The organism is Saccharothrix hoggarensis (genome assembly GCF_052936025.1).
In genome coordinates this window covers 6648327-6668681 of the sequence record NZ_CP193624.1, presented here as the reverse complement: position 1 = coordinate 6668681, position 20355 = coordinate 6648327, and the positions used below count along the sequence as shown (strand labels likewise).

Here is a 20355-nt window from a genome sequence, read left to right as displayed (position 1 = left end):
CGGACCCGGTTGCCGGGTTGTGATGGGTGCATGCAACCCGTGCAGCTGGGTCCGAAGCCCTTGACCCGCGATGACGTCCACGCCGTCGCCCGCGGCGGCGCGCCCGTGGAGATCACGGAGGCGGCCCGCGAGGCGGTCACCACCGCCCGGTCGCACATCGAGCGCCTGGCCACGGCCGAGCAGCCCACCTACGGCGTCTCCACCGGGTTCGGCGCGCTGGCGGTCCGGCACATCCCGCCGGACCGCCGGGCCGCCCTCCAGCAGTCCCTCGTCCGCTCGCACGCGGCGGGCGCGGGCCCGGAGGTGGAGCGCGAGGTCGTCCGCGCCCTCGTCCTGCTGCGCCTGAAGACGCTGACCAGCGGTCACACCGGCATCCGGCTGGAGACGGCCGAGGCGATGGCAGCGATGCTGAACGCGGGCATCACGCCCGTCGTGCACGAGTTCGGCTCGCTCGGCTGCTCGGGCGACCTGGCGCCGCTGTCCGCCGCCGCGCTGGCCCTCACCGGCGAGGGTGACGTGCGCGACGCGCGGGGCGACCTGGTGCCGGCCGCCCAGGCACTCGCCGCGGCGGGCATCCAGCCGGTCCGCCTGGCCGAGAAGGAGGGCCTGGCGCTGATCAACGGCACGGACGGCATGCTCGGCATGCTGGTGCTGGCCCTGCGCGACCTGAACCACCTGCTCGATGTCGCCGACCTCACCGCGGCGATGAGCGTGGAAGCCCTGCTGGGCACGGACCGCGTGTTCGCGGCCGACCTCCACGCCCTGCGCCCGCACCCCGGCCAGGGCCGGTCCGCCCGGCGCATGGCGGCGATCCTGCGCGACTCCGAGATCATGGAGAGCCACCGCGGCCCGGACTGCACCCGCGTGCAGGACGCGTACTCCCTGCGCTGCTCGCCGCAGGTGCACGGCGCGGCCCGCGACACCGTCGCCTACGCCGAGACGGTCGCCGACCGCGAGTTGGCGTCGTCCATCGACAACCCGGTCGTGCTGGCCGACGGCCGGGTCGAGTCGAACGGCAACTTCCACGGCGCGCCGATCGCGTACGTGCTGGACTTCCTCGCGATCCCGACCGCCGACGTGGCGAGCATCGCCGAGCGCCGCACGGACCGGATGCTCGACGTGAACCGGTCGCACGGCCTGCCGCCGTTCCTGGCGCACGACCCGGGCGTCGACTCCGGCCACATGATCGCCCAGTACACGCAGGCGGCGATCGTGAGCGAGCTGAAGCGGCTGGCCGTGCCGGCGTCGGTCGACTCGATCCCGAGCAGCGCCATGCAGGAGGACCACGTCTCGATGGGCTGGTCCGCCGCGCGCAAGCTGCGCCAGTCCGTGGACGGCCTCCGCCGCGTCCTCGCGATCGAGCTGCTGACCGCGGCCCGCGCCCTGGACCTGCGCCGTCCGCTCAAGCCTTCCCCCGTGACCGCGGCGGCCGTCGCGAAGCTCCGCGAGCACGTCGAGGGCCCCGGCCCGGACCGGCACCTCGCGCCCGAGATCGCCGCCGCCGAAGACCTGATCCGCAGTGGCTGCCCCGAGATGAGCGGGCGCCCCGAACTCCTAGGAGCACTGTGATGGTGCGCGCCGCCCGAGGGACCGACCTCACCGCCCGCAGCTGGCCCACCGAGGCCGCCCTGCGCATGTTCCACAACAACCTCGACCCGGACGTGGCCGAGCGGCCCGAGGACCTGGTGGTCTACGGCGGCACGGGCAAGGCCGCCCGCGACTGGCCGAGCTTCCACGCCATCAGCCGCGAGCTGGCGAACCTCGCCGACGACGAGACGCTGCTCGTCCAGTCCGGCCGCCCGGTCGGCGTCATGCGCACCCACGAGTGGGCCCCGCGAGTGCTGATCGCGAACTCGAACCTCGTGCCGGACTGGGCGAACTGGCCCGAGTTCCGCCGCCTCGAAGCCGAGGGCCTGACCATGTACGGCCAGATGACGGCCGGCTCGTGGATCTACATCGGCACCCAGGGCATCCTCCAGGGCACCTACGAGACGTTCGCCGCCGTCGCCGACAAGCGGTTCGGCGGCACCCTGCGCGGCACGCTGACCGTCACGGCGGGGCTCGGCGGCATGGGCGGCGCGCAACCGCTCGCGGTCACCATGAACGAGGGCGTGGCGCTCTGCGTCGAGGTCGACCCGCAGCGCGCTCGGCGTCGCGTGGAGACCCGCTACCTGGACGAGATCGCCGACGACGTCGACGACGCGATCGCCCGCGTGCTGAAGGCGAAGGAGGACGGCCGCGCGCTGTCCGTCGGCCTGATCGGCAACGCCGCCGAGGTGCTCCCCGAGCTGCTGCGCCGCGACGTCCCGGTGGACATCGTCACCGACCAGACCTCCGCGCACGACCCGCTGGCGTACTGCCCGAAGGGCGTCGCGGTGGAGGACTGGGCCGACTACGCCGCCGCGAAGCCGGAGGAGTTCACCGACCGGGCCCGCCAGTCGATGGTCGACCACGTCGAGGCCATGGTGGGCTTCCTCGACCGCGGCGCCGAGGTGTTCGACTACGGCAACTCGATCCGCGGCGAGGCCAAGCTGGGCGGCTACGAGCGGGCGTTCGACTTCCCCGGTTTCGTGCCCGCGTACATCCGGCCGCTGTTCTGCGAGGGCAAGGGACCGTTCCGCTGGGCGGCGCTGTCCGGCGACCCGGCCGACATCGCCAAGACCGACCGGGCGATCCTGGAGCTGTTCCCCGAGAACGAGCAGTTGGCGCGCTGGATCAAGATGGCCGGCGAACGCGTCGAGTTCCAGGGCCTGCCCGCCCGCATCTGCTGGCTGGGCTACGGCGAGCGCCACCTCGCCGGCCTGCGGTTCAACGAGATGGTGGCGTCCGGCGAGCTGTCCGCGCCGATCGTCATCGGCCGCGACCACCTCGACTGCGGCTCGGTCGCGTCCCCGTACCGGGAGACCGAGGCGATGGCGGACGGCTCGGACGCCATCGCCGACTGGCCCCTGCTGAACGCGCTGGTCAACACGGCGTCCGGCGCGACGTGGGTGTCGCTGCACCACGGCGGCGGGGTCGGCATCGGCCGGTCCATCCACGCCGGTCAGGTGACGGTCGCGGACGGCACCCCGTTGGCCGCGCAGAAGATCGAGCGCGTGCTGACCAACGACCCCGCGATGGGCGTCATCCGGCACGTGGACGCGGGCTACCAGCGGGCCGTCGACGTCGCCGCCGAGAAGAACGTCCCGATCCCGATGGCCGGTTCCGATGACTGACCTCGCGGACCTCGCCGACGTCGGGCGGGACGCCCGGCGCGGCGGCTACTCGCGGCACGGCTTCGACCGGGTCGAGCGCGAGCTGCGCGCGTGGTTCGTCGAGGAGGCGGAACGGCGCGGGCTCGACGTCCGCCCGGACCGCAACGGCAACATCTGGGCGTGGTGGGGCGAGCCTGGCCCGGACGCCGTCGTCACCGGCAGCCACCTCGACTCGGTGCCGGGCGGTGGCGCGTTCGACGGGCCGCTCGGCGTGGTGTCCGCGTTGCAGGCGGTGGACCTCTTGCTAGCCAGGGGTTTCACGCCCTCGAAGCCGCTGGCGATCGTGGTGTTCGTGGAGGAGGAGGGCGGGCGCTTCGGCGTGGCGTGCCTCGGCTCCCGGCTGATGACCGGCGCGATCTCCGCCGAGGCCGCGTGCGCGCTGACGGACGCGGACGGCGTCACGTTCGGCGAGGCCGCCCACGCGGCCGGCTTCGACCCGTTGCGGATGGGCCGGGACGACCGCGCGTTGGCGTCCATCGGCGCGTTCGTGGAGCTGCACGTCGAGCAGGGGCGCGGGCTGGACGTCCCGGTGGGCCTGGCGAGCTCGATCCTGGCCCACGGCCGGTGGCGGTACACGTTCACCGGCGAGGGCAACCACGCCGGCGCGACGCTGATCGAGGACCGCCGCGACCCGATGCTCCCCGCCGCGCGACTCGTGCTGGCGGCGCGACGTGCGGCGACGTCCGGCGCGCGGGCGACGGTCGGCCGGATCGTGCCCAACCCCGGCGGCACCAACGTGATCGCGTCGTCCGTGGACGTGTGGCTGGACGCGCGGGCCGACGACGAGCCGCGCACCCGCGAGGTGGTCGAGCGGATCACCGACGAGGCCCGCGCGGCGGCGTCCGACGAGGGCTGTGAGGTCCGCGTGTCCGAGGAGAGCTGGGGCGGGACGGTCGTGTTCGACCGCGGTCTCATGTCCCGCATCCGGGAGGCGATCGGCGGTGACACGCCGGCGCTGCCGACCGGCGCCGGCCACGACGCCGGCATCCTGGCCGCGCACGTCCCGACCGCGATGCTGTTCGTGCGCAACCCGACCGGGATCAGCCACGCGCCGGAGGAGTTCGCCGAGGCGGACGACTGCGCGGCGGGCGTGGCGGCGCTGGCGACGACGTTGGAGCACCTGGCCACATGACGGGCTGCCGATGAAGAGCTTCTGGTGTGAGCGGGCGTGGCTGCCGGACGGCATCGCGTCGCGCGTCCTGGTGCGCGTGGACAAGGGCCTCATCACCTCCGTGTCCACAGTGGACACGATTCCGCTCGGCGTGGAACGCCTGCACGGCTTGGTGTTCCCCGGTTTTGCCAACGCGCACTCGCACGCGTTCCACCGGGCGTTGCGCGGACGCACGCACTCGGACGGCGGCGGCACGTTCTGGACGTGGCGCGACCGGATGTACGCGGTGGCGGAGCGGCTGACCCCCGACTCGTACCTGAAGCTCGCCACGGCGGTGTACGCGGAGATGGCCGTGGCCGGCGTGACGGCGGTGGGCGAGTTCCACTACCTGCACAACGGCGGGAACGAGATGGCGGAGGCCCTGCGGCAGGCCGCCCGCGACGCCGGCATCCGCATCACCCTGTTGGACGCTTGCTACCTGGCGGGTGGGATCGGTCAGCCCGTGCGCGGGGTGCAGGAGCGGTTCTCGGACGGCACGGGTGACCGGTGGCTCGACCGGGTGGCTGAGCTGCGCGGGGACGACAACACCCGGATCGGCGCCGCGATCCACTCCGTCCGCGCGGTGCCACGTGAAACATTGTCGCTGGTAGCGGGCGCGTTCCCCGATCGGCCGCTGCACGTCCACCTGTCGGAGCAACCGGCCGAGAACGACGCTTGCCTGGAGTCGTACGGCCTGACGCCGACCGAGTTGCTGGCGGAGGCGGGCGCCCTCACGCCGCGCACGACGGCCGTCCACGGAACCCACCTGTCCGACAAGGACATCGGCCTGCTGGGGTCGACCCGGACGGGCGTGTGCTTCTGCCCGACCACGGAGGCGGACCTGGCGGACGGCATCGGCCCGGCGCGCGAGTTGGCGGAGGCCGGGTCGCCGTTGTCGCTGGGCAGCGACCAGCACGCCGTGGTCGACCCGTTGGTGGAGGCACGCACGTTGGAGCACAACGAGCGGTTGCGCACCGGCCGCCGCGGCCGGTTCACCCCGGCGGAACTCGTCGGCGCGCTGACCAACCACGCCTCGATCGGGTGGCCCGAGGCGGGCCGGCTCGAAGTGGGCGCGCCGGCGGACTTCGTGGCGGTCCGGACGAACTCCGTCCGGACGGCCGGCGCCGAGCCCGAGCAGCTGGTCCTGGCCGCCACCGCGTCGGACGTCGCGGTGGTGGTGGTCGGCGGCAAGGTCGTGGCCAGGGACGGCGTGCACGAGCGGTTGGGCGACGTCGCCCGGCTCCTGACCGAGGTGATCCCCTGATCGAGTGATGGGATTCCCAGTGTTGTCGGCCCCGATCACCATCATGGGTCGCATGCCACCAGCACGCCCACCTTTTCGCCGTCGGAAACTGGCCCGCCGCATCCGCCGGATGCGGGAGGCGGCCGGGATGACGATCGAGGACGCCGCCGCCGCGCTCGACAAGCACCGCAACAGCCTCTACCGGCTGGAGGCCGGCGAGACACGGCTCGACGTCCACCTGGCCCGCTCGATGATGGACGTGTACGACCACTACGACCCCGACCTCATCGACGCGGTGCGCGAGGCGCTGCGGCCGGGGTGGTGGACGGCCTTCGGCTTGCGGGACATGGGGTACGTCGACGTCGAGACCGAAGCGTCGACGGTGTGGGAACTGGCGCTGGTCCTGCTTCCCGGTCTCCTGCAAACCGAGTCGTACGCGCGCGCTGTCCTGGAGGCGAATTCACTCAAGCGGACCAAGCCGGAACTGGCCGCTCAGGTGAAGGTCCGCATGATCCGCCAACAGCGCCTGACCTCGGAGGAGAACCCGCTGCGGCTGGTGGCGCTCGTCGACGAGAGCGCCTTGCGGCAGCTGGTCGGCGGCGGGGAGGTCATGCGCGACCAGTTGGGCCACTTGGTGATGGTCGCCGAACTGGAGACGGTGACCCTTCGCGTGTTGCCGAGGGATCTGGGTGCCCATGCCGGCCAGGAGGGGGCGTTCACGCTGCTCGACTTCTCCGACGTCGAGGATCCGTCGTTGCTCTACGTCTCGCACGCGACGGGCTCGCTCCACATCGAAGATCCGGAACAGGTCCGGCGGGCTAGAATGCGGTTCGACCACCTGCTCGGGCGGGCGCTCGGTCCGGAGGATTCGATCGCCACGATCGAGCGGATACTTGCCGAGTCGGAATGAGAGGCGGTCCTGTGTCCACTGTGGACCAAGCGGGCCTGGTGTGGCGGAAGAGCAGCCGCAGCGGCGGCGGCAACAACGACAACTGCGTCGAGGTGGCCTTCTCCGCTCCCGAGGTGGCGGTGCGGGACTCGAAGAAGCCCGACGCGGGCGTGTTGGCGTTCCCGTCGTCGGCCTGGCAGCGGTTCCTGCGTTCGTGACCAGCACGCTCGTCACCGGCATCGGTGAGCTGACCACCAACGACCCCGAGCTGGGTCGCCTCACCGGCGCCGCACTGGTCTTCACCGACCGGGTGGAGTGGGTGGGCCCCGCGTCCTCCGCGCCCGCCGCCGACGCGCGCGTCGACGTGGAGGGGCGCGCGGTCCTCCCCGGTTGGGTGGACAGCCACACGCACCTGCTGTTCGCGGGCGACCGGACGGCCGAGTTCGAGGCCCGGATGGCCGGCCAGGCGTACGCGGCGGGCGGTATCGCGGTGACGGTCGACGCCACCCGCGCGGCGTCCGACGACGACCTGGCCGCGAACCTGGCGCGGCACGTCGCCGAGGCCGTCGCCCAGGGCACGACCACGATCGAGACGAAGACCGGCTACGGGCTGACCGTGGCCGACGAGGTGCGCTCGGCCCGGATCGCCGCCGAGCACGCCGACGAGGTGACGTTCCTGGGCGCGCACCTCGTGCCGCCGGGCGCCGACCCGGACGAGTACGTGGCGCTGGTGGTCGGCGACATGCTGGACGCGGTCGCGCCGCACGTGCGGTGGGCGGACGTGTTCTGCGAGCGTGGCGCGTTCGACGAGGACCAGTCGCGGGCCGTCCTCGAAGCCGCCCGCGCCAAGGGGCTCGGCCTGCGCGTGCACGGCAACCAGTTGGGCGAGGGGCCGGGCGTCCGGCTCGCCGTGGAGCTGGGCGCGGCGAGCGTCGACCACTGCACCCACCTGTCCGATGTGGACGTCGAGGCGTTGGCCGGCTCGGACACCGTGGCCACGCTGCTCCCGGCGTGCGACCTGTCGACCCGTCAACCGCTCCCGCCCGCCCGCAGGCTGCTGGACGCCGGCGCGACCGTCGCCCTGGCCAGCAACTGCAACCCCGGCAGCTCCTACACGACCTCGATGGCCTACGGCATCACCACGGCCGTCCTCCAGATGCGGCTGACCGTCGAGGAAGCCGTCACCGCGGCCACCCTCAACGGCGCGAAAGCGTTGCGGCGCACGGACGTCGGCCACCTCTCGCCGGGTGCCCGCGCCGACGTGCACGTGCTCGACGCGCCCTCGACCACCCACCTGGCGTACCGGCCGGGTGTCCCGCTCACCCACGCCGTGTGGCGGGCAGGCGTTCGACGGCGGTGAGGGCGGCCGACGCGCTGTCCGGGTGGGCGGGCAGGAGCGGGAGGCGGACGTCCGGGGTCGGGATGCGGCCTTGGGCGTGCAGCACGGCCTTGACCACGGACGGGTTCGGCTCGGTGAACAGGGCGGCCGACAGCAGGCTCAGCCGTCCTCCCAGGGCTCGTGCCTCGGCCACGTCGCCGGCGTGCCAAGCCTCGATCAGCCGCACGAACCGGGCGGTGGCGACGTGCGCCGAGGCCAGGATGCCGCCGTGCGCGCCGAGCGCCAGCAGCGGCGAGATGAACGCGTCGTCCCCGCCGAGGACCGCCAGGTCGGACGGCAGGTCGGCGAACAGGTCCACCGTGTCGGCGTTGATCCCGCCCGGCGCGTACTTCAGGCCCGCCACGCCGGGCACGTCCGCCAGGCGCCGCAACGTCGCCGCGGACAGGTACTGGCCGGTGCGGTACGGGATGTCGTAGACGACCAGCGGCACCGGGCTGTCCGCGGCCAGCCGGGTCAGGTGGGCCAGCGCGCCTTCCTCGCCCGGCCGGACGAACGACGGCACGGTGGTCAGCGCCGCCACCACTTCCGGGTGGTCGGCCAACGCCCGGAGCGCCTCCGGGGTGTTCGCGCCGACGACCAGCGGCGCGTGCCGGTCCCGGCACACCCTGGTCACCACGCGGAGGACGGCCCGCTGCTCGGCCGGGTCGAGGGAGGACGGCTCCGCCGTCGTGCCCAACGCCACCAGGCCACGCGCGCCGTCGGCCAGCACCTGGACGGCCAACGCCTCCAGCGCGTCGAGCGCCACGCCGCCGGAGCGGTCGAACGGCGTGATCAAGGGGACGTACAAGCCGGTGAGCGTCATGAACCCACGGTGCACGCCCGAACCGTGAAGGACCAGCTCGCGTTCCTGCGGGCGACCGTAAGCTGAGCTGATGCTCGATGTCCGCCGCCTGCGGCTCCTGCGCGACCTGGCCCGCCTGGGCACGATCGCGGCCGTCGCCCAGGCCCGCGCCTACACGCCGTCGGCCGTGTCCCAGCAGCTCGCCGCCCTGCAACGGGAAGCGGGCGTGCCGCTGCTCGAACACACCGGCCGCAGCGTCCGCCTCACGCCCGCCGCCACCGCCCTCGTCCACCACACCGAGGCGGTCCTCGCCGCCCTGGAAGCCGCGTCCGCAACGCTCGCCGCCGCCCGCACCGGCCTGTCCGGCACCGTGCGGATCGGCGCGTTCCCCAGCGCCGTCCCGACCCTCCTGCCGGCCGCGCTGGTCGCCCTCGGTCGCGACCACCCGGCACTCGACCTGATGGTCACCGAGTTGGACCCGGTCGACGTGCCCGACGCCCTGCGGGACGGCCGCCTCGACGTGGCGCTGTGGCACGACTACGACGTCGCGCCCGTCGAATCCGACCCGGGAGTGGACTCCGTGCGGCTGCTGGACGAGAAGGTGTTCCTCGCCGTGCCGGCCGAGGGGTGGCCCGACCGGACCGTCGCGGGCACGCGAGAGGCGGCGTGGATCGTCGGCACCCCCGGCACGCTCTGCCACACCGTGGCGATGCGCGTCTGCCAGGCGGCCGGCTTCACGGCGCGCGTGCGGCACCACGCCGACGACTTCACCGCCGTGCTCGCGCTCGTCGCCGCGGGTCAGGGCGTGGCCCTCGTGCCGGAACTGGCCGCCGCGCACCCGCCGGCCGACGTCCGCCTGGTCCCGCTCGACGTCCACCGCCGCACCCGCATCGCCTACCGCCGCGGCGCCGCCGGCCATCCCGTGATCGCCGCGTGCGTCGCCGCCCTGGAGTCCTCGACCTCCGCCTACCTGGTTTCCCCGCCTTCGGCGTGAGCGGCCCGCCGCGCACCGCACCGTGGCCGCCGTGAACCCGCACCGTGGCCGCCGCGCGTCGCACCACGGCCACCCGCGCCGCGTCCACGACGGCCGCTCGGGGGAGGAGCGGTGCGCGGCGAGTTGAGGCAGGCTTGTCGCATGGAATACACCCAGCTCGGCCGTTCCGGCCTGTCCGTGTCCCGCCTCTGCCTGGGCACGATGAACTTCGGGCCGGAGACGTCGGAGGCCGACAGCCACACGATCATGGACCGCGCCCACGAGCACGGCATCAACTTCTTCGACACCGCCGACGTGTACGGGTGGCAGCGCGGCGAGGGCATCACCGAGAACATCATCGGCCGGTGGTTCGCGCAGGGCGGCGAGCGGCGCGAGAAGACAGTGCTGGCCACCAAGCTGTACGGCGACATGGGGGACTGGCCGAACGAGAAGCGGCTGTCCGCCCTGCACATCCGACGGGCCGCCGACGCGTCCCTGCGGCGGTTGCAGACCGACTACATCGACCTGTTCCAGATGCACCACGTCGACCGGGACACCCCGTGGGACGAGATCTGGGAGGCGTTCTCGGTGCTGCGGCAGCAGGGGAAGGTCATCTACTTCGGCTCGTCCAACTTCGCCGGGTGGCACATCGCGCAGGCGCAGGAGGCGGCGCGCAGCCGTCACTTCCTCGGCCTGGTCAGCGAGCAGTCGATCTACAACCTGGTGAACCGGTTCGTGGAGCTGGAAGTCCTCCCGGCCGCGCGGCACTACGGCGTCGGCGTGATCCCGTGGTCGCCCCTGGGCGGCGGACTGCTCGGCGGCGTGCTGCGCAAGCAGCGCGAGGGCGGCGCGGTGCGCGGCAACGCCGGCCGCAGCCTGGAGGCGCTGGAGAAGCACCGCGACGCCGTCGAGGCGTACGAGAAGCTGTCCGCCGACCTCGGCGAGGACCCGGCGAACGTCGGCCTGGCGTGGCTGCTGCACCAGGAGGGCGTGACGGCGCCGATCATCGGCCCCCGCACCGCCGACCAGCTCGACGGATCGCTCCGGTCCACCGAGATCGTGCTGGACGCCGAGGTCCTGGCGAAGCTGGACGAGCTGTTCCCGGCCCCCGGCCCGAACGGCGCCAAGCCCGCGCCGGAGGCGTACGCCTGGTAGGGCGAGCGCCGGCGGGTCGTGAACCACGGCCCGCCGGCCCCACGCTCAGTCCTCGAAGTCCTCGTCGTCACGCGCCAGGTAGGTGGCCAGGCGCTCGACCGCCGTCTCGAAGTCCGGGTTCGCGTCCACGAAGGACCGGAGCTTGTCGGCCAGCCACGCGAACGTCACCTCCTCCTCCCCGCGACGGCTCTCCAGTTCCTCGATGCCACGATCGGTGAAGTACACGGTCTTCCTCCACGAACGAGCCGAGCCGCCGAAACCCGGAGGTCTCGACGGCTCGGCGGAACCCGACGGGTGTTACTCGAACGCCTTGGCGATCAGCTCGCGCTGCTCCACCTCGTGCACCTTGGACGAGCCCGCCGACGGCGCGGCCATCGGACGGCGCGAGACCCGCTTGACGGCGAACCTCGTGGGCAGCAGCTCGGGCAGCGCCAGGCCGAAGAACGGCCACGCACCCTGGTTCGCCGGCTCCTCCTGGACCCAGCGGACCTCGGTGGCGTTGGGGTAGCGGTCCAGCGCCTCGGTCAGCTTGCGCGCGGGCACGGGGTAGAGCTGCTCGACCCGCACCACGGCGACGTCCTTGGCGGCCTGCTTCTCCTGCTCCGCGGCCAGCTCGTAGTAGATCTTGCCGCTGCACAGCAGGACCTTGCGGACCGCGTTCGGGTCGACGCCGCTGTGGTCGTCGATGACCGACTGGAAGCGGTCCTCCACGAAGTGCTCGACCGGGCTGGTCGCGGCCTTCAGGCGCAGCATCGACTTGGGCGTGAACACCACCAGCGGCCGGTTCACGCCGTCCAGCGCGTGGCGGCGCAGCAGGTGGAAGTAGTTCGCCGGCGTCGACGGCACGGCGATCGTCATCGAGCCCTCCGCGCACAGCTGGAGGAACCGCTCGATCCGGCCGGACGTGTGGTCCGGGCCCTGGCCCTCGTGGCCGTGCGGCAGCAGCAGCACGACGTCGGAGACCTGGCCCCACTTCGCCTCACCGGACGAGATGAACTCGTCGATGATCGGCTGCGCGCCGTTGACGAAGTCGCCGAACTGCGCCTCCCACAGCACCAGCGCGTCCGGGTTGGCCACCGAGTAGCCGTACTCGAAGCCCAGCGCCGCGAACTCGGACAGCACCGAGTCGTACACCATGAACTTGCCCTGGTTCTCGGCCAGGTGCTGCAGCGGGGTGTACTCGTCGGACTTCTTGCGGTCCACCAGGGTCGCGTGCCGCTGCACGAACGTGCCGCGCCGCGAGTCCTGGCCGGCGAGGCGGACCGTGCGGCCCTCCAGCACCAGCGAGCCGAACGCCAGCAGCTCCGCGAACGCCCAGTCGATGCCGCCCTCGCGGGCCATCTTGGCGCGCCGCTCCAGCACCGGCTTGACCCGCGGGTGCGGGGTGAAGCCCTCGGGCAGGTTGACGTGCGCGTCCGCGATCTTCTCGATCACCGAGCGGTCGACGCCGGTGGGCAGCTTGGTCGGGACCTGCTGCTCCTCCTCGATCGACGGCGAGGTCTTGATCGGGTGCTTCTCCAGCTCCCGGACCTCGTTGAACACGTGCTCCAGCTGCGAGGAGAAGTCCTGCAACGCCTTCTCGGCCTCTTCGACGGAGATGTCGCCGCGACCGATCAGGGACTCGGTGTACGTCTTGCGCACCGAGCGCTTGGTGTCGATCACGTCGTACATCGCCGGCTGCGTCATCGAGGGGTCGTCGCCCTCGTTGTGGCCGCGTCGGCGGTAGCAGACCATGTCGATCACGACGTCCTTGTTGAACGCCTGCCGGTAGTCCACCGCCAGCTTCGCGACCCAGTAGCACGCCTCCGGGTCGTCGCCGTTCACGTGGAACACCGGCGCGCCGATCATCTTCGCCACGTCGGTCGAGTACTTCGACGAGCGCGAGTGCTCGGGCGCGGTGGTGAAGCCGACCTGGTTGTTGACGACCACGTGCACCGTGCCGCCGGTGCGGTAGCCGCGCACGAGCGCCAGGTTCAGCGTCTCGGCGACCACGCCCTGGCCCGCGAACGCGGCGTCGCCGTGCAGCGCGACCGGCAGGACGGTGAAGCCCTCGCCGCCCTTGTCGAGCATGTCCTGCTTGGCGCGGACGATGCCCTCCAGCACCGGGTCGACGGCTTCGAGGTGCGACGGGTTCGCGGTCAGCGACACCTTCGTCTCGCCGTCGCCGAACATCCGGAAGTACTTGCCCTCGGCGCCCAGGTGGTACTTGACGTCGCCCGAGCCGTGCGCCTGGCCGGGGTCGAGGTTGCCCTCGAACTCGCGGAAGATCTGCGAGATCGGCTTGCCGACGATGTTCGCCAGCACGTTCAGCCGGCCGCGGTGCGGCATGCCGATGACGACCTCGTCGATCTCGTGCTCGGCGGCCTTGTCCAGCACCGCGTCGAGCAGCGGGATGACCGTCTCGCCGCCTTCGAGCGAGAACCGCTTCTGGCCGACGTACTTCGTCTGCAGGAAGGTCTCGAACGCCTCGGCGGCGTTGAGCTTCGACAGGATGTACTTCTGCACGGTGGCCGGCGGCTTCTCGTGCGGCACCTCGACGCGCTCCTGGATCCAGAGGCGCTCCTCCGGGTCGAGGATGTGCATGTACTCGACGCCGACCGTGCGGCAGTACGAGTTGCGCAGGACGCCGAGGATGTCGCGCAGCTTCATCCGCTCCTGGCCCGCGAACCCGCCGACCGGGAACTCCCGGTCCAGGTCCCACAGGGTCAGGCCGTGCGACAGGACGTCGAGGTCCTGGTGGCTGCGCTGGCGGTAGTTCAGCGGGTCCGTGTCGGCCATCAGGTGGCCGCGGGTGCGGAACGCGTCGATCAGCTCGATGACGCGGGCGGTCTTGTCGACCGCGCCCTCGGGGATGTCGGCGACCCAGCGGATCGGCTCGTACGGCAGCCGCAGCGACGTGAAGACGTCGTCGTAGAAGCCGTCCTCGCCGAGCAGCAGCTGGTGCACGCGCTTCAGGAACTCGCCCGACTCCGCGCCCTGGATGATGCGGTGGTCGTACGTGGAGGTGAGCGTGATGATCTTGCTGACGCCCATGTCGGTCAGGGCCTGCTCGCTGGTGCCCTGGAAGTGGGCCGGGTACTCCATGGCGCCGACGCCGATGATCGCGCCCTGGCCCGCCTGGAGGCGCGGCACCGAGTGGTTGGTGCCGATCGTGCCCGGGTTGGTCAGCGAGATGGTGGTGCCCGCGAAGTCCTCGGTGGTCAGCGAGCCGGACCTGGCCTTGCGGATCAGGTCCTCGTACGCCTGCCAGAACTGCGTGAACGTCATGTTCTCGCAGCCCTTGATCGAGGCCACGACGAGCGTGCGCGAGCCGTCCTTGCCGGGCAGGTCGATCGCCAGGCCGAAGTTGACGTGCTCGGGCGTGACCACGAACGGCTTGCCGTCGACCTCGGCGTAGTGGCGGTTCATGTTCGGGTACGCCTGCAGCGCCCGGATCACCGCGTAACCGATCAGGTGGGTGAAGGAGACCTTCCCGCCGCGGGTCCGCTTGAGGTGGTTGTTGATCACGATGCGGTTGTCGGCCAGCAGCTTGGCGGGCACGGCGCGCACGCTCGTCGCGGTCGGAACGGTGAGCGACAGCTCCATGTTCTTCGCGATGGCGGCGGAGGCGCCGCGGAGCTGCTTCTGCTCCACGCCCTGGGCCGGCTGCACCGGCGCGGCCTTGGCGGCCTGGGCGGGTGCGGGCTTGGTGGTGGGCTTCGGGGCGGCCGGCGCCGGGCTCTTGGGCTGCTGCGCGGGCGCCGGTGTGGCGGCGGGCGCGGGTGCGGCCGGAGCGGGCTTGGTGGCGGTCGTGGTGCCGTTCTCCGCGGCCGTCGTCGCGGCCCCGTTGCCCGACCGCTGCGTCGACTTGTAGTCGGCGAAGAAGTCGTGCCAGGCCGGGTCTACCGACGACGGGTCGGCGAGGAACTGCTCGTACATCTCCTCGACCAGCCACTCATTGGGGCCGAACTGTGAAGCAGGACTGCTGCTGGACACGGCTGGCGCTCGCCTCTATCCATCTCGCTCTTGGTAATGACTCACTCATGGTCAGGCTAGTCCCCCGTCTGGTGCAGTTCACACACAGGAGGGGGCGGGCAACGAGTGTTCGCTCACAGGATCGATCAGGTCATCGGTCCCGTTATGGGTGCTTGAGCATCACTTGAGGTTAAGCCCGTCACGTGTCTCGCATGGCGTCGACTTGGCTTCGTTCCGCGCACCGGCGGCGAGGAGGGGCTGTGAGGCGTTCAGCGGGGTGAACCCAGGGCTTTGAGCTGCGTGTTCAACTTCCCGGTTGACATGTCCGCCGGGCCTTCGTATCGTTGTCTTCAACCGAACGGTTGAGTAAGGAGTTGGCGGTGGACGACCAGTTGTCGCGGGTGTTCTCGGCCCTGGCCGACCCGATCAGGCGCGACATGGTGGCGCGGCTGGCGGTCGGCGACGCGACCGTGAACGAGTTGGCCGAGCCGTACTCCGTGACCGTGCAGGCCGTGTCGAAGCACCTCAAAGTGCTGGAGGGGGCGGGGCTCGTCAGCCGCGCCAAGGACGCGCAGCGACGGCCCGTCCACCTCGAAGCGGAGGTGTTCGACCTGATGACGAAGTGGATCGAGCGCTACCGGCGCGAGGCGGAGCAGCGCTACCGGCGGTTGGACGCCGTGCTCGCCGAGATGGCGTCCGAAGAGCAGGACCAAGCACCCGAACGAGCAGGAGGAGCAGCATCATGACCACGACCACGCACCCCGAGACCAGCATCGACGCCGACCCGGCCGTGCCGGCCATCCACATCACCCGCGAGTTCTCCGCGCCGGTGGAGGCCGTCTTCCGGGCCCACCTCGACCCCGACCTGGTGGTGAAGTGGCTCGGCCCGCGGTCCATCACGATGCGGATCGACCGCTGGGACGCCACCACGGGCGGCGCCTACCGCTACACCCACAGCCTCGGCGACGAGGACTACAAGTTCTACGGCTCGTTCCACGAGGTGCGGCCCAACTCGCGGATCGTGCAGACGTTCACGTTCGAGGGATTCCCGGACGGGGTGAGCCTGGAGACGCTGACGTTCGAGGACCTCGGCGGCGGGCGGACCCGGCTGCACGTGGTCAGCGTCTTCGAGAGCGTCGAGGCCAGGGACATGGCGCTGGCCAGCGGTATGGAGACCGGGGTCGTCGAGGGCTACGAGCGGCTGGACGACGTGCTCGCCAAGGCCTGACCTCAGCTTCCACCCACCCACCCACCCACCCACGCCCCGCACGCCTACCCGGCTGCGGGGCAGCCTCGTGCCCACCCACGCCGGCCCTTCGGACCTGCCACGCCCCAGGCTCCACCCGCACCCGCCGGCCCGCCACCGGCCCTCCCGCACCGCCTGCTGGGCCGCTACACCGGCTCACCGCCTGCATCCACCTGGCCGCCGCACCCACCAGCCCGCGGCCCGGCGCGCACCCGCCTGCCAGGTCGCCACGCCCGCCCGCCGCCTGCACCCGCCAGGCCGCCCGCCCCGCCGGTCCATGAACCGTCTGCCTGGCCGACCGCCTGCCCACTGCGTGCATCGCCTGCACCTCGACTCGCAGGCTCCGGCTGGACTGTCTGCGGTGCGCCGGCCAAGCTCCTGCTCGCGCAGGGCCGGTGCGCTTGCCTCATCCGCGTGCTCGAGCAGTGGCGCATCGACCGCGGCGGGGGCGGGCTGGGTGGTGGGTGGTTCGACCGGTTGCGCGGGTTGGTGGGGCCGGTTAGTGGGTGGCGGTGAGTTCGGTTTCTTCCCCCAGGTCGGCGCCGTGCGACCACAGCCGGGCGTAGTGGCCGTTCGCCTCCAGCAGCTCGGCGTGCGTGCCCTGCTCCACGATCCGGCCCTCGGACAGCACCACGATCCGGTCCGCCCGCGCCGCCGTCGCCAGGCGGTGGGCCACGACGAACGTCGTCCGCGCGCCGGCCAGGTGGTCGCTCGCCTCCAGCACCGCGGACTCGGTGGCCGGGTCCAAGGCCGCCGTGGCCTCGTCCAGCAGGAGCAGGGCGGGCTGGACCAGTTCGGCACGGGCCAGCGCGACCAGTTGGCGTTGGCCGGCGGACAGGCCTTGGCCCCGTTCACCGACCTGCTGGTGGAACGCGGCGGGCAGGGCGGCCACGACCGGCAGGGCGCCGACGGCGCGGACCGCCGCCTCCACCTCGGCCCGCGTCGCGTCGGGCTTGCCGTACGCGACGTTCTCCGCGACGTCCCCGCCGAACAGGTGCGCCTCCTGCGGCACGATGCCGAGCCGCCTGCGCAGCGCGGACAGGTCGTACTCCCGGACGTCCACGCCGTCGATCAGCACCGTGCCCCCGGTCGCGTCGTAGAACCGCGCCACGAGCTTGACCAGCGTCGACTTGCCCGCACCGGTCGCGCCTACCAGCGCCACGGTCTCGCCCGGCGCGACGTGCAGCGAGATCCCCTCCACGGCGGGCCGCGTGGTGCCCTGGTACGCGAAGCTCACGTCGCGCAGCTCCACCTCCCCGCGCAACGTCGTCACGGGCACCGGGTCGGCGGCCGGCGGGACGGTGCTCGGCGTCCGCAGCAGGTCGCCGATGCGGCTCAGGCCGACCCTCGCCTGCTGGTAGCCGTCGAACACGCCGGACAGCTGGTACAGCGGTGAGAAGAACAGGCCCAGGTACAGCACGAACGCCAGCAGCACGCCGGGGGACAGCGTGCCGTCGGCCACCCGGTACGCGCCCACGACGAGGATGCCCGCCTGCGCCACGCCCGACAGCAGGGACAGGAACGGGAAGTACGTGGCGATGTACCGCTGCGCCCGGATGCGGGACCGGCGGTACGCGTTGCTGCGCTCCGCGAACGCCTCGGCCGACCGCGCCTCACGGGTGTACGCCTGCGAGACGCGCAGCCCGGACACGTTCTCCTGCAGGTCGGCGTTGACGGCGCTGACGCGCTCCCGCGCCTCCGCGTACGCGGCCGACGACAGCCGCTGGAAGATCACCGTCGCGATCAGCAGCACCGGCAGGACGCTCAACGCCACCAGCGCCAACCCGGGATCGGTCGCCACCAGGGCCACCGCGATGCCGACCACGGTGAGCACGCTGATCGCGAACGTCGTCAGCCCCGTCTGCAGAAAACTGGACAGGGCGTCCACATCCGTCGTCATCCGGGTCATGATCCGGCCGGCCATCTCGCGCTCGTAGTAGTCGAGCCCGAGCCGTTGCAGGTGCGCGTAGCTGCGCACCCGCAGCAGGTACAGCAGCCGCTCGCCGACCCGCGACGTGACCACCTGGCCCACCGCCGACGACACCCACCCCAGCGCCACCAGCGTGAAGCTGATCGCGACCGCCACCCACAGCCAGCCGACCTCGCCGTCCACCACGCCCCGGTCGATGCCGAGCCGCACCAGGCTCGGCGCGGCGACCGCCAGCGCCGTGTCGACCAGCAGCAACCCGGCCACGCCGAGCATCGCCCACCGCACCGGGCGCAGCAGGGTCCGCAACCGGAACCCCGGGTCGGGCGCGCGCGGGTCCTCGCCGTGCAGCTCCGGCACCTCGCGCGCGGGCGGCAGGGCGTGGACGCGGGCCATCAGCTCCGGCGTCGGCGGGGTGCCCCCGAGCAGCGCGGACGTGCCACCCCCGCCCCGCGCCACGGTCGTCGCGCCGACGGCCCGGTTCGCCGCGCGCACGGCCAGGTCGTCCTGCTCGGACGCCGGCCACAGGTCGGGCGTGGTGCCGTCCGGCCCCGGTTCGAGCCGGGCGTCCGCACGCGGGTCGACCTGCTCGATCGCCTCGCCCGGCCCGGCCAGCAGCTCCCGGTACAGCCGGCAGCGCTCGTGCAGCTCGGCGTGCGTGCCCACGTCGACCACGCGGCCCGCGTCGAGCACCGCGATCCGGTCGGCCAACGTCAACGACGACCGCCGGTGCGCGATCAGCACCGTGGTGCGCTCGGCCGTCACAGCCGCCAGCGTGCGGTGGATCGCCGCCTCGGTCGCGGTGTCCACGGCGGACGTCGCGTCGTCCAGCACGAGCACCCGCGGGTCCGACAGCAGGGCACGCGCGAGCGCGACCCGTTGCCGCTGGCCGCCGGACAGCGTCAGCCCGCGCTCGCCCACCACCGTGTCGTAGCCGTTCGGCAGCGCCTGGATGAACCCGTGCGCCTCGGCCGCCCGCGCCGCCGCCTCCACCTGCTCGTCGGAGGCGTCCGGCAGGCCGTAGGCGATGTTCGCGCGCACGGTGTCCGAGAACAGGAACGCCTCCTCGAACACCGTCCCCACGGTCCGCCGCAACGACGACAGCCGCAGCTCCCGCACGTCCACCCCGCCGACCGACACCGAGCCCTCGTGCACGTCGTAGAAGCGCGGCAGCAGCAGCGACACCGTCGACTTGCCCGAACCCGCCGTGCCGACGACGGCCAGCGTCTCGCCCGGCTCGACCCGCAGCGACACCCCGGACAGCACCGGCTCGCTGCGCGTGTACCCGAACGTGACGTCACGCAGCTCCACCGCCACCGGCCCCGGCGGCACGTCCCGGTCGCCGTCCACCACGTCCGGCTGCGAGTCGATCAGCTCGTACACCCGCTCCACGCCCGCACGGGCCAGCTGCGCCGTCACCATCAGGCTCGACAGCAGCCGGGTCGGGCCGACGAGCGTCGCCACGTACGTCGAGAACGCCAGGAACGTGCCCAGCGTGACCTCGCCGCGCAGCGCGAGCCAGCCGCCCAGCGCCAGCACCGCCACCTGGCCCAGGTACGGCAGGGTCGTCAACGTCGCCGCCGGGCGCGCCGTCAGCCGGGCCGCCCGCATCCGCTCGGCGAACAGGACCCGCGCCCGCGACTCCAGCCGGGCGACCTCGCGCTCCTCCTGGCCGAAGCCCTTCACCACGCGCACGCCGGTGACGGTCTCCTCCACGTGCTGCGCCACGTCCGCCGCCCGCTGCTGCGCCGACCACGTGGCCGGGAACAACGTCAGCCTGCTGCGCGCCGCGACCACCCCGACCGCGGGCACGATCACCAGCGCGATCACCGTGAGCAGCGGCGAGAGCCAGAACATGGCAGCCAGGGAGGCCAGCGTGAACATGACCGTGCCGAGCGCCAGCGGCGTCATCGACAGCAGGCTGTTGACCAGCTGCAGGTCGGTGATCGAGCGGGACACGACCTGGCCGGTGCGCAACGCGTCCTGCTTGGGCCCGTCGAGCCGCTGCACCGCGCCGAACACCGCCTGCCGCAGGTCGTGCTGCACGTCGACGGCGAGCCGGCCGCCCAGGTAGCGGCGCACGAACGCGGTGCCGAACGTCAGCAGCTCCAAGCCGACCAGGACGATCGCCAGCCACGTGAGCCGGTCCGTGCGGCCGGCCATCGCGTCGTCGACGGCGACCTTGATCAGCAGCGGCCCGACCGCCTGCAGGCCGACGCCGACGACGGCGGCCAGCACCGACCACACCACGAGCGCGCGGTGCTGCCAGCACGCGGTGGCGAGTCTGCGGATCCAGCCCTCGGTCTTGGTCACGAATCCAACATAGGTCGGCCCACCGACAGATTCGGCCCCCACGATGTGACAAAGGCCGCCCCGAACCTTCG

The 20355-nt window shown here is 72.4% G+C and carries 15 protein-coding genes; 11 read left to right on the top strand and 4 right to left on the bottom strand.

Annotated elements, in window-relative coordinates:
• The first annotated feature begins 30 nt into the window (after positions 1 to 30).
• Genes hutH through hutI form a run of 7 tightly spaced genes read left to right on the top strand, consistent with a single transcriptional unit; the run spans position 31 to position 7896 of the window.
• Complete coding sequence (gene hutH / locus ACRAKH_RS30165; protein ID WP_380723855.1) at positions 31 to 1569, top strand: histidine ammonia-lyase; 1539 nt, start codon at positions 31 to 33, stop codon at positions 1567 to 1569.
• Positions 1569 to 3215 carry a urocanate hydratase gene (hutU, locus tag ACRAKH_RS30160; protein ID WP_380723854.1) on the top strand — a complete coding sequence of 549 codons (1647 nt, stop codon included), beginning with the start codon at positions 1569 to 1571 and terminating at the stop codon, positions 3213 to 3215. Before hutH ends, hutU begins: the two co-directional genes overlap by 1 nt.
• On the top strand, positions 3208 to 4386 hold the full coding sequence (locus ACRAKH_RS30155; RefSeq protein ID WP_380723853.1) for an allantoate amidohydrolase: 1179 nt from the start codon (positions 3208 to 3210) through the stop codon (positions 4384 to 4386). The genes hutU and ACRAKH_RS30155 overlap by 8 nt, the downstream gene beginning before the upstream one ends.
• A 10-nt stretch (positions 4387 to 4396) precedes the next feature.
• Positions 4397 to 5668, top strand: a complete 1272-nt coding sequence (locus tag ACRAKH_RS30150) for a formimidoylglutamate deiminase (RefSeq protein WP_380723852.1) — start codon at positions 4397 to 4399, stop codon at positions 5666 to 5668.
• A gap of 7 nt (positions 5669 to 5675) precedes the next feature.
• Positions 5676 to 6557, top strand: coding sequence for a helix-turn-helix domain-containing protein (locus tag ACRAKH_RS30145; protein WP_380723851.1), 882 nt, complete (start codon positions 5676 to 5678; stop codon positions 6555 to 6557).
• A gap of 11 nt (positions 6558 to 6568) precedes the next feature.
• Entirely contained in the window at positions 6569 to 6754 is a 186-nt protein-coding gene (locus tag ACRAKH_RS30140) for a DUF397 domain-containing protein (protein ID WP_380723850.1), read from the top strand.
• Positions 6751 to 7896, top strand: coding sequence for an imidazolonepropionase (gene hutI / locus ACRAKH_RS30135; protein WP_380723849.1), 1146 nt, complete (start codon positions 6751 to 6753; stop codon positions 7894 to 7896). Before ACRAKH_RS30140 ends, hutI begins: the two co-directional genes overlap by 4 nt.
• On the opposite strand, the gene ACRAKH_RS30130 is transcribed toward hutI, so the two are convergent.
• Positions 7856 to 8737, bottom strand: coding sequence for a dihydrodipicolinate synthase family protein (locus tag ACRAKH_RS30130; RefSeq protein WP_380723848.1), 882 nt, complete (start codon positions 8735 to 8737; stop codon positions 7856 to 7858). The genes hutI and ACRAKH_RS30130 overlap by 41 nt on opposite strands.
• A 70-nt stretch (positions 8738 to 8807) precedes the next feature.
• On the opposite strand from ACRAKH_RS30130, the gene ACRAKH_RS30125 reads away from it, so the two are divergent.
• Both ACRAKH_RS30125 and ACRAKH_RS30120 read left to right on the top strand, forming a co-directional pair.
• Positions 8808 to 9710, top strand: coding sequence for a LysR family transcriptional regulator (locus ACRAKH_RS30125; protein ID WP_380723847.1), 903 nt, complete (start codon positions 8808 to 8810; stop codon positions 9708 to 9710).
• Positions 9711 to 9851: 141 nt separating this feature from the next.
• On the top strand, positions 9852 to 10844 hold the full coding sequence (locus tag ACRAKH_RS30120) for an aldo/keto reductase (protein WP_380723846.1): 993 nt from the start codon (positions 9852 to 9854) through the stop codon (positions 10842 to 10844).
• 45 nt (positions 10845 to 10889) lie between these two features.
• Here the strand turns inward: ACRAKH_RS30120 and ACRAKH_RS30115 are convergent, their stop codons facing one another.
• Positions 10890 to 11069: a DUF6104 family protein gene (locus ACRAKH_RS30115; protein ID WP_380723845.1), complete on the bottom strand. Its 180-nt coding sequence runs from the start codon at positions 11067 to 11069 to the stop codon at positions 10890 to 10892.
• 72 nt (positions 11070 to 11141) lie between these two features.
• Positions 11142 to 14819 carry a multifunctional oxoglutarate decarboxylase/oxoglutarate dehydrogenase thiamine pyrophosphate-binding subunit/dihydrolipoyllysine-residue succinyltransferase subunit gene (locus ACRAKH_RS30110; RefSeq protein ID WP_380723844.1) on the bottom strand — a complete coding sequence of 1226 codons (3678 nt, stop codon included), beginning with the start codon at positions 14817 to 14819 and terminating at the stop codon, positions 11142 to 11144.
• Positions 14820 to 15178: 359 nt separating this feature from the next.
• Here ACRAKH_RS30110 and ACRAKH_RS30105 point away from each other — a divergent pair, with 359 nt between their 5' ends.
• Together ACRAKH_RS30105 and ACRAKH_RS30100 are read left to right on the top strand one after the other, a co-directional pair.
• Complete coding sequence (locus ACRAKH_RS30105) at positions 15179 to 15544, top strand: ArsR/SmtB family transcription factor (RefSeq protein ID WP_380723843.1); 366 nt, start codon at positions 15179 to 15181, stop codon at positions 15542 to 15544.
• The gene (locus ACRAKH_RS30100; RefSeq protein WP_380723842.1) at positions 15541 to 16026 is read left to right on the top strand and encodes an SRPBCC family protein; all 486 of its coding nucleotides are present in this window, start codon (positions 15541 to 15543) and stop codon (positions 16024 to 16026) included. The genes ACRAKH_RS30105 and ACRAKH_RS30100 overlap by 4 nt, the downstream gene beginning before the upstream one ends.
• A gap of 517 nt (positions 16027 to 16543) precedes the next feature.
• Here ACRAKH_RS30100 and ACRAKH_RS30095 read toward each other — a convergent pair.
• Entirely contained in the window at positions 16544 to 20284 is a 3741-nt protein-coding gene (locus ACRAKH_RS30095; RefSeq protein WP_447009436.1) for an ABC transporter ATP-binding protein, read from the bottom strand.
• Between the last annotated feature and the right edge of the window lie 71 nt (positions 20285 to 20355).

Coding starts and splice junctions, on each gene's coding strand:
- hutH (WP_380723855.1), top strand. CDS start 31: ATGCAACCCGTGCAGCTGGGTCCGAAGCCCTTGACCCGCGATGACGTC.
- hutU (WP_380723854.1), top strand. CDS start 1,569: ATGGTGCGCGCCGCCCGAGGGACCGACCTCACCGCCCGCAGCTGGCCC.
- ACRAKH_RS30155 (WP_380723853.1), top strand. CDS start 3,208: ATGACTGACCTCGCGGACCTCGCCGACGTCGGGCGGGACGCCCGGCGC.
- ACRAKH_RS30150 (WP_380723852.1), top strand. CDS start 4,397: ATGAAGAGCTTCTGGTGTGAGCGGGCGTGGCTGCCGGACGGCATCGCG.
- ACRAKH_RS30145 (WP_380723851.1), top strand. CDS start 5,676: ATGGGATTCCCAGTGTTGTCGGCCCCGATCACCATCATGGGTCGCATG.
- ACRAKH_RS30130 (WP_380723848.1), bottom strand. CDS start 8,737: ATGACGCTCACCGGCTTGTACGTCCCCTTGATCACGCCGTTCGACCGC.
- ACRAKH_RS30125 (WP_380723847.1), top strand. CDS start 8,808: ATGCTCGATGTCCGCCGCCTGCGGCTCCTGCGCGACCTGGCCCGCCTG.
- ACRAKH_RS30120 (WP_380723846.1), top strand. CDS start 9,852: ATGGAATACACCCAGCTCGGCCGTTCCGGCCTGTCCGTGTCCCGCCTC.
- ACRAKH_RS30100 (WP_380723842.1), top strand. CDS start 15,541: ATGACCACGACCACGCACCCCGAGACCAGCATCGACGCCGACCCGGCC.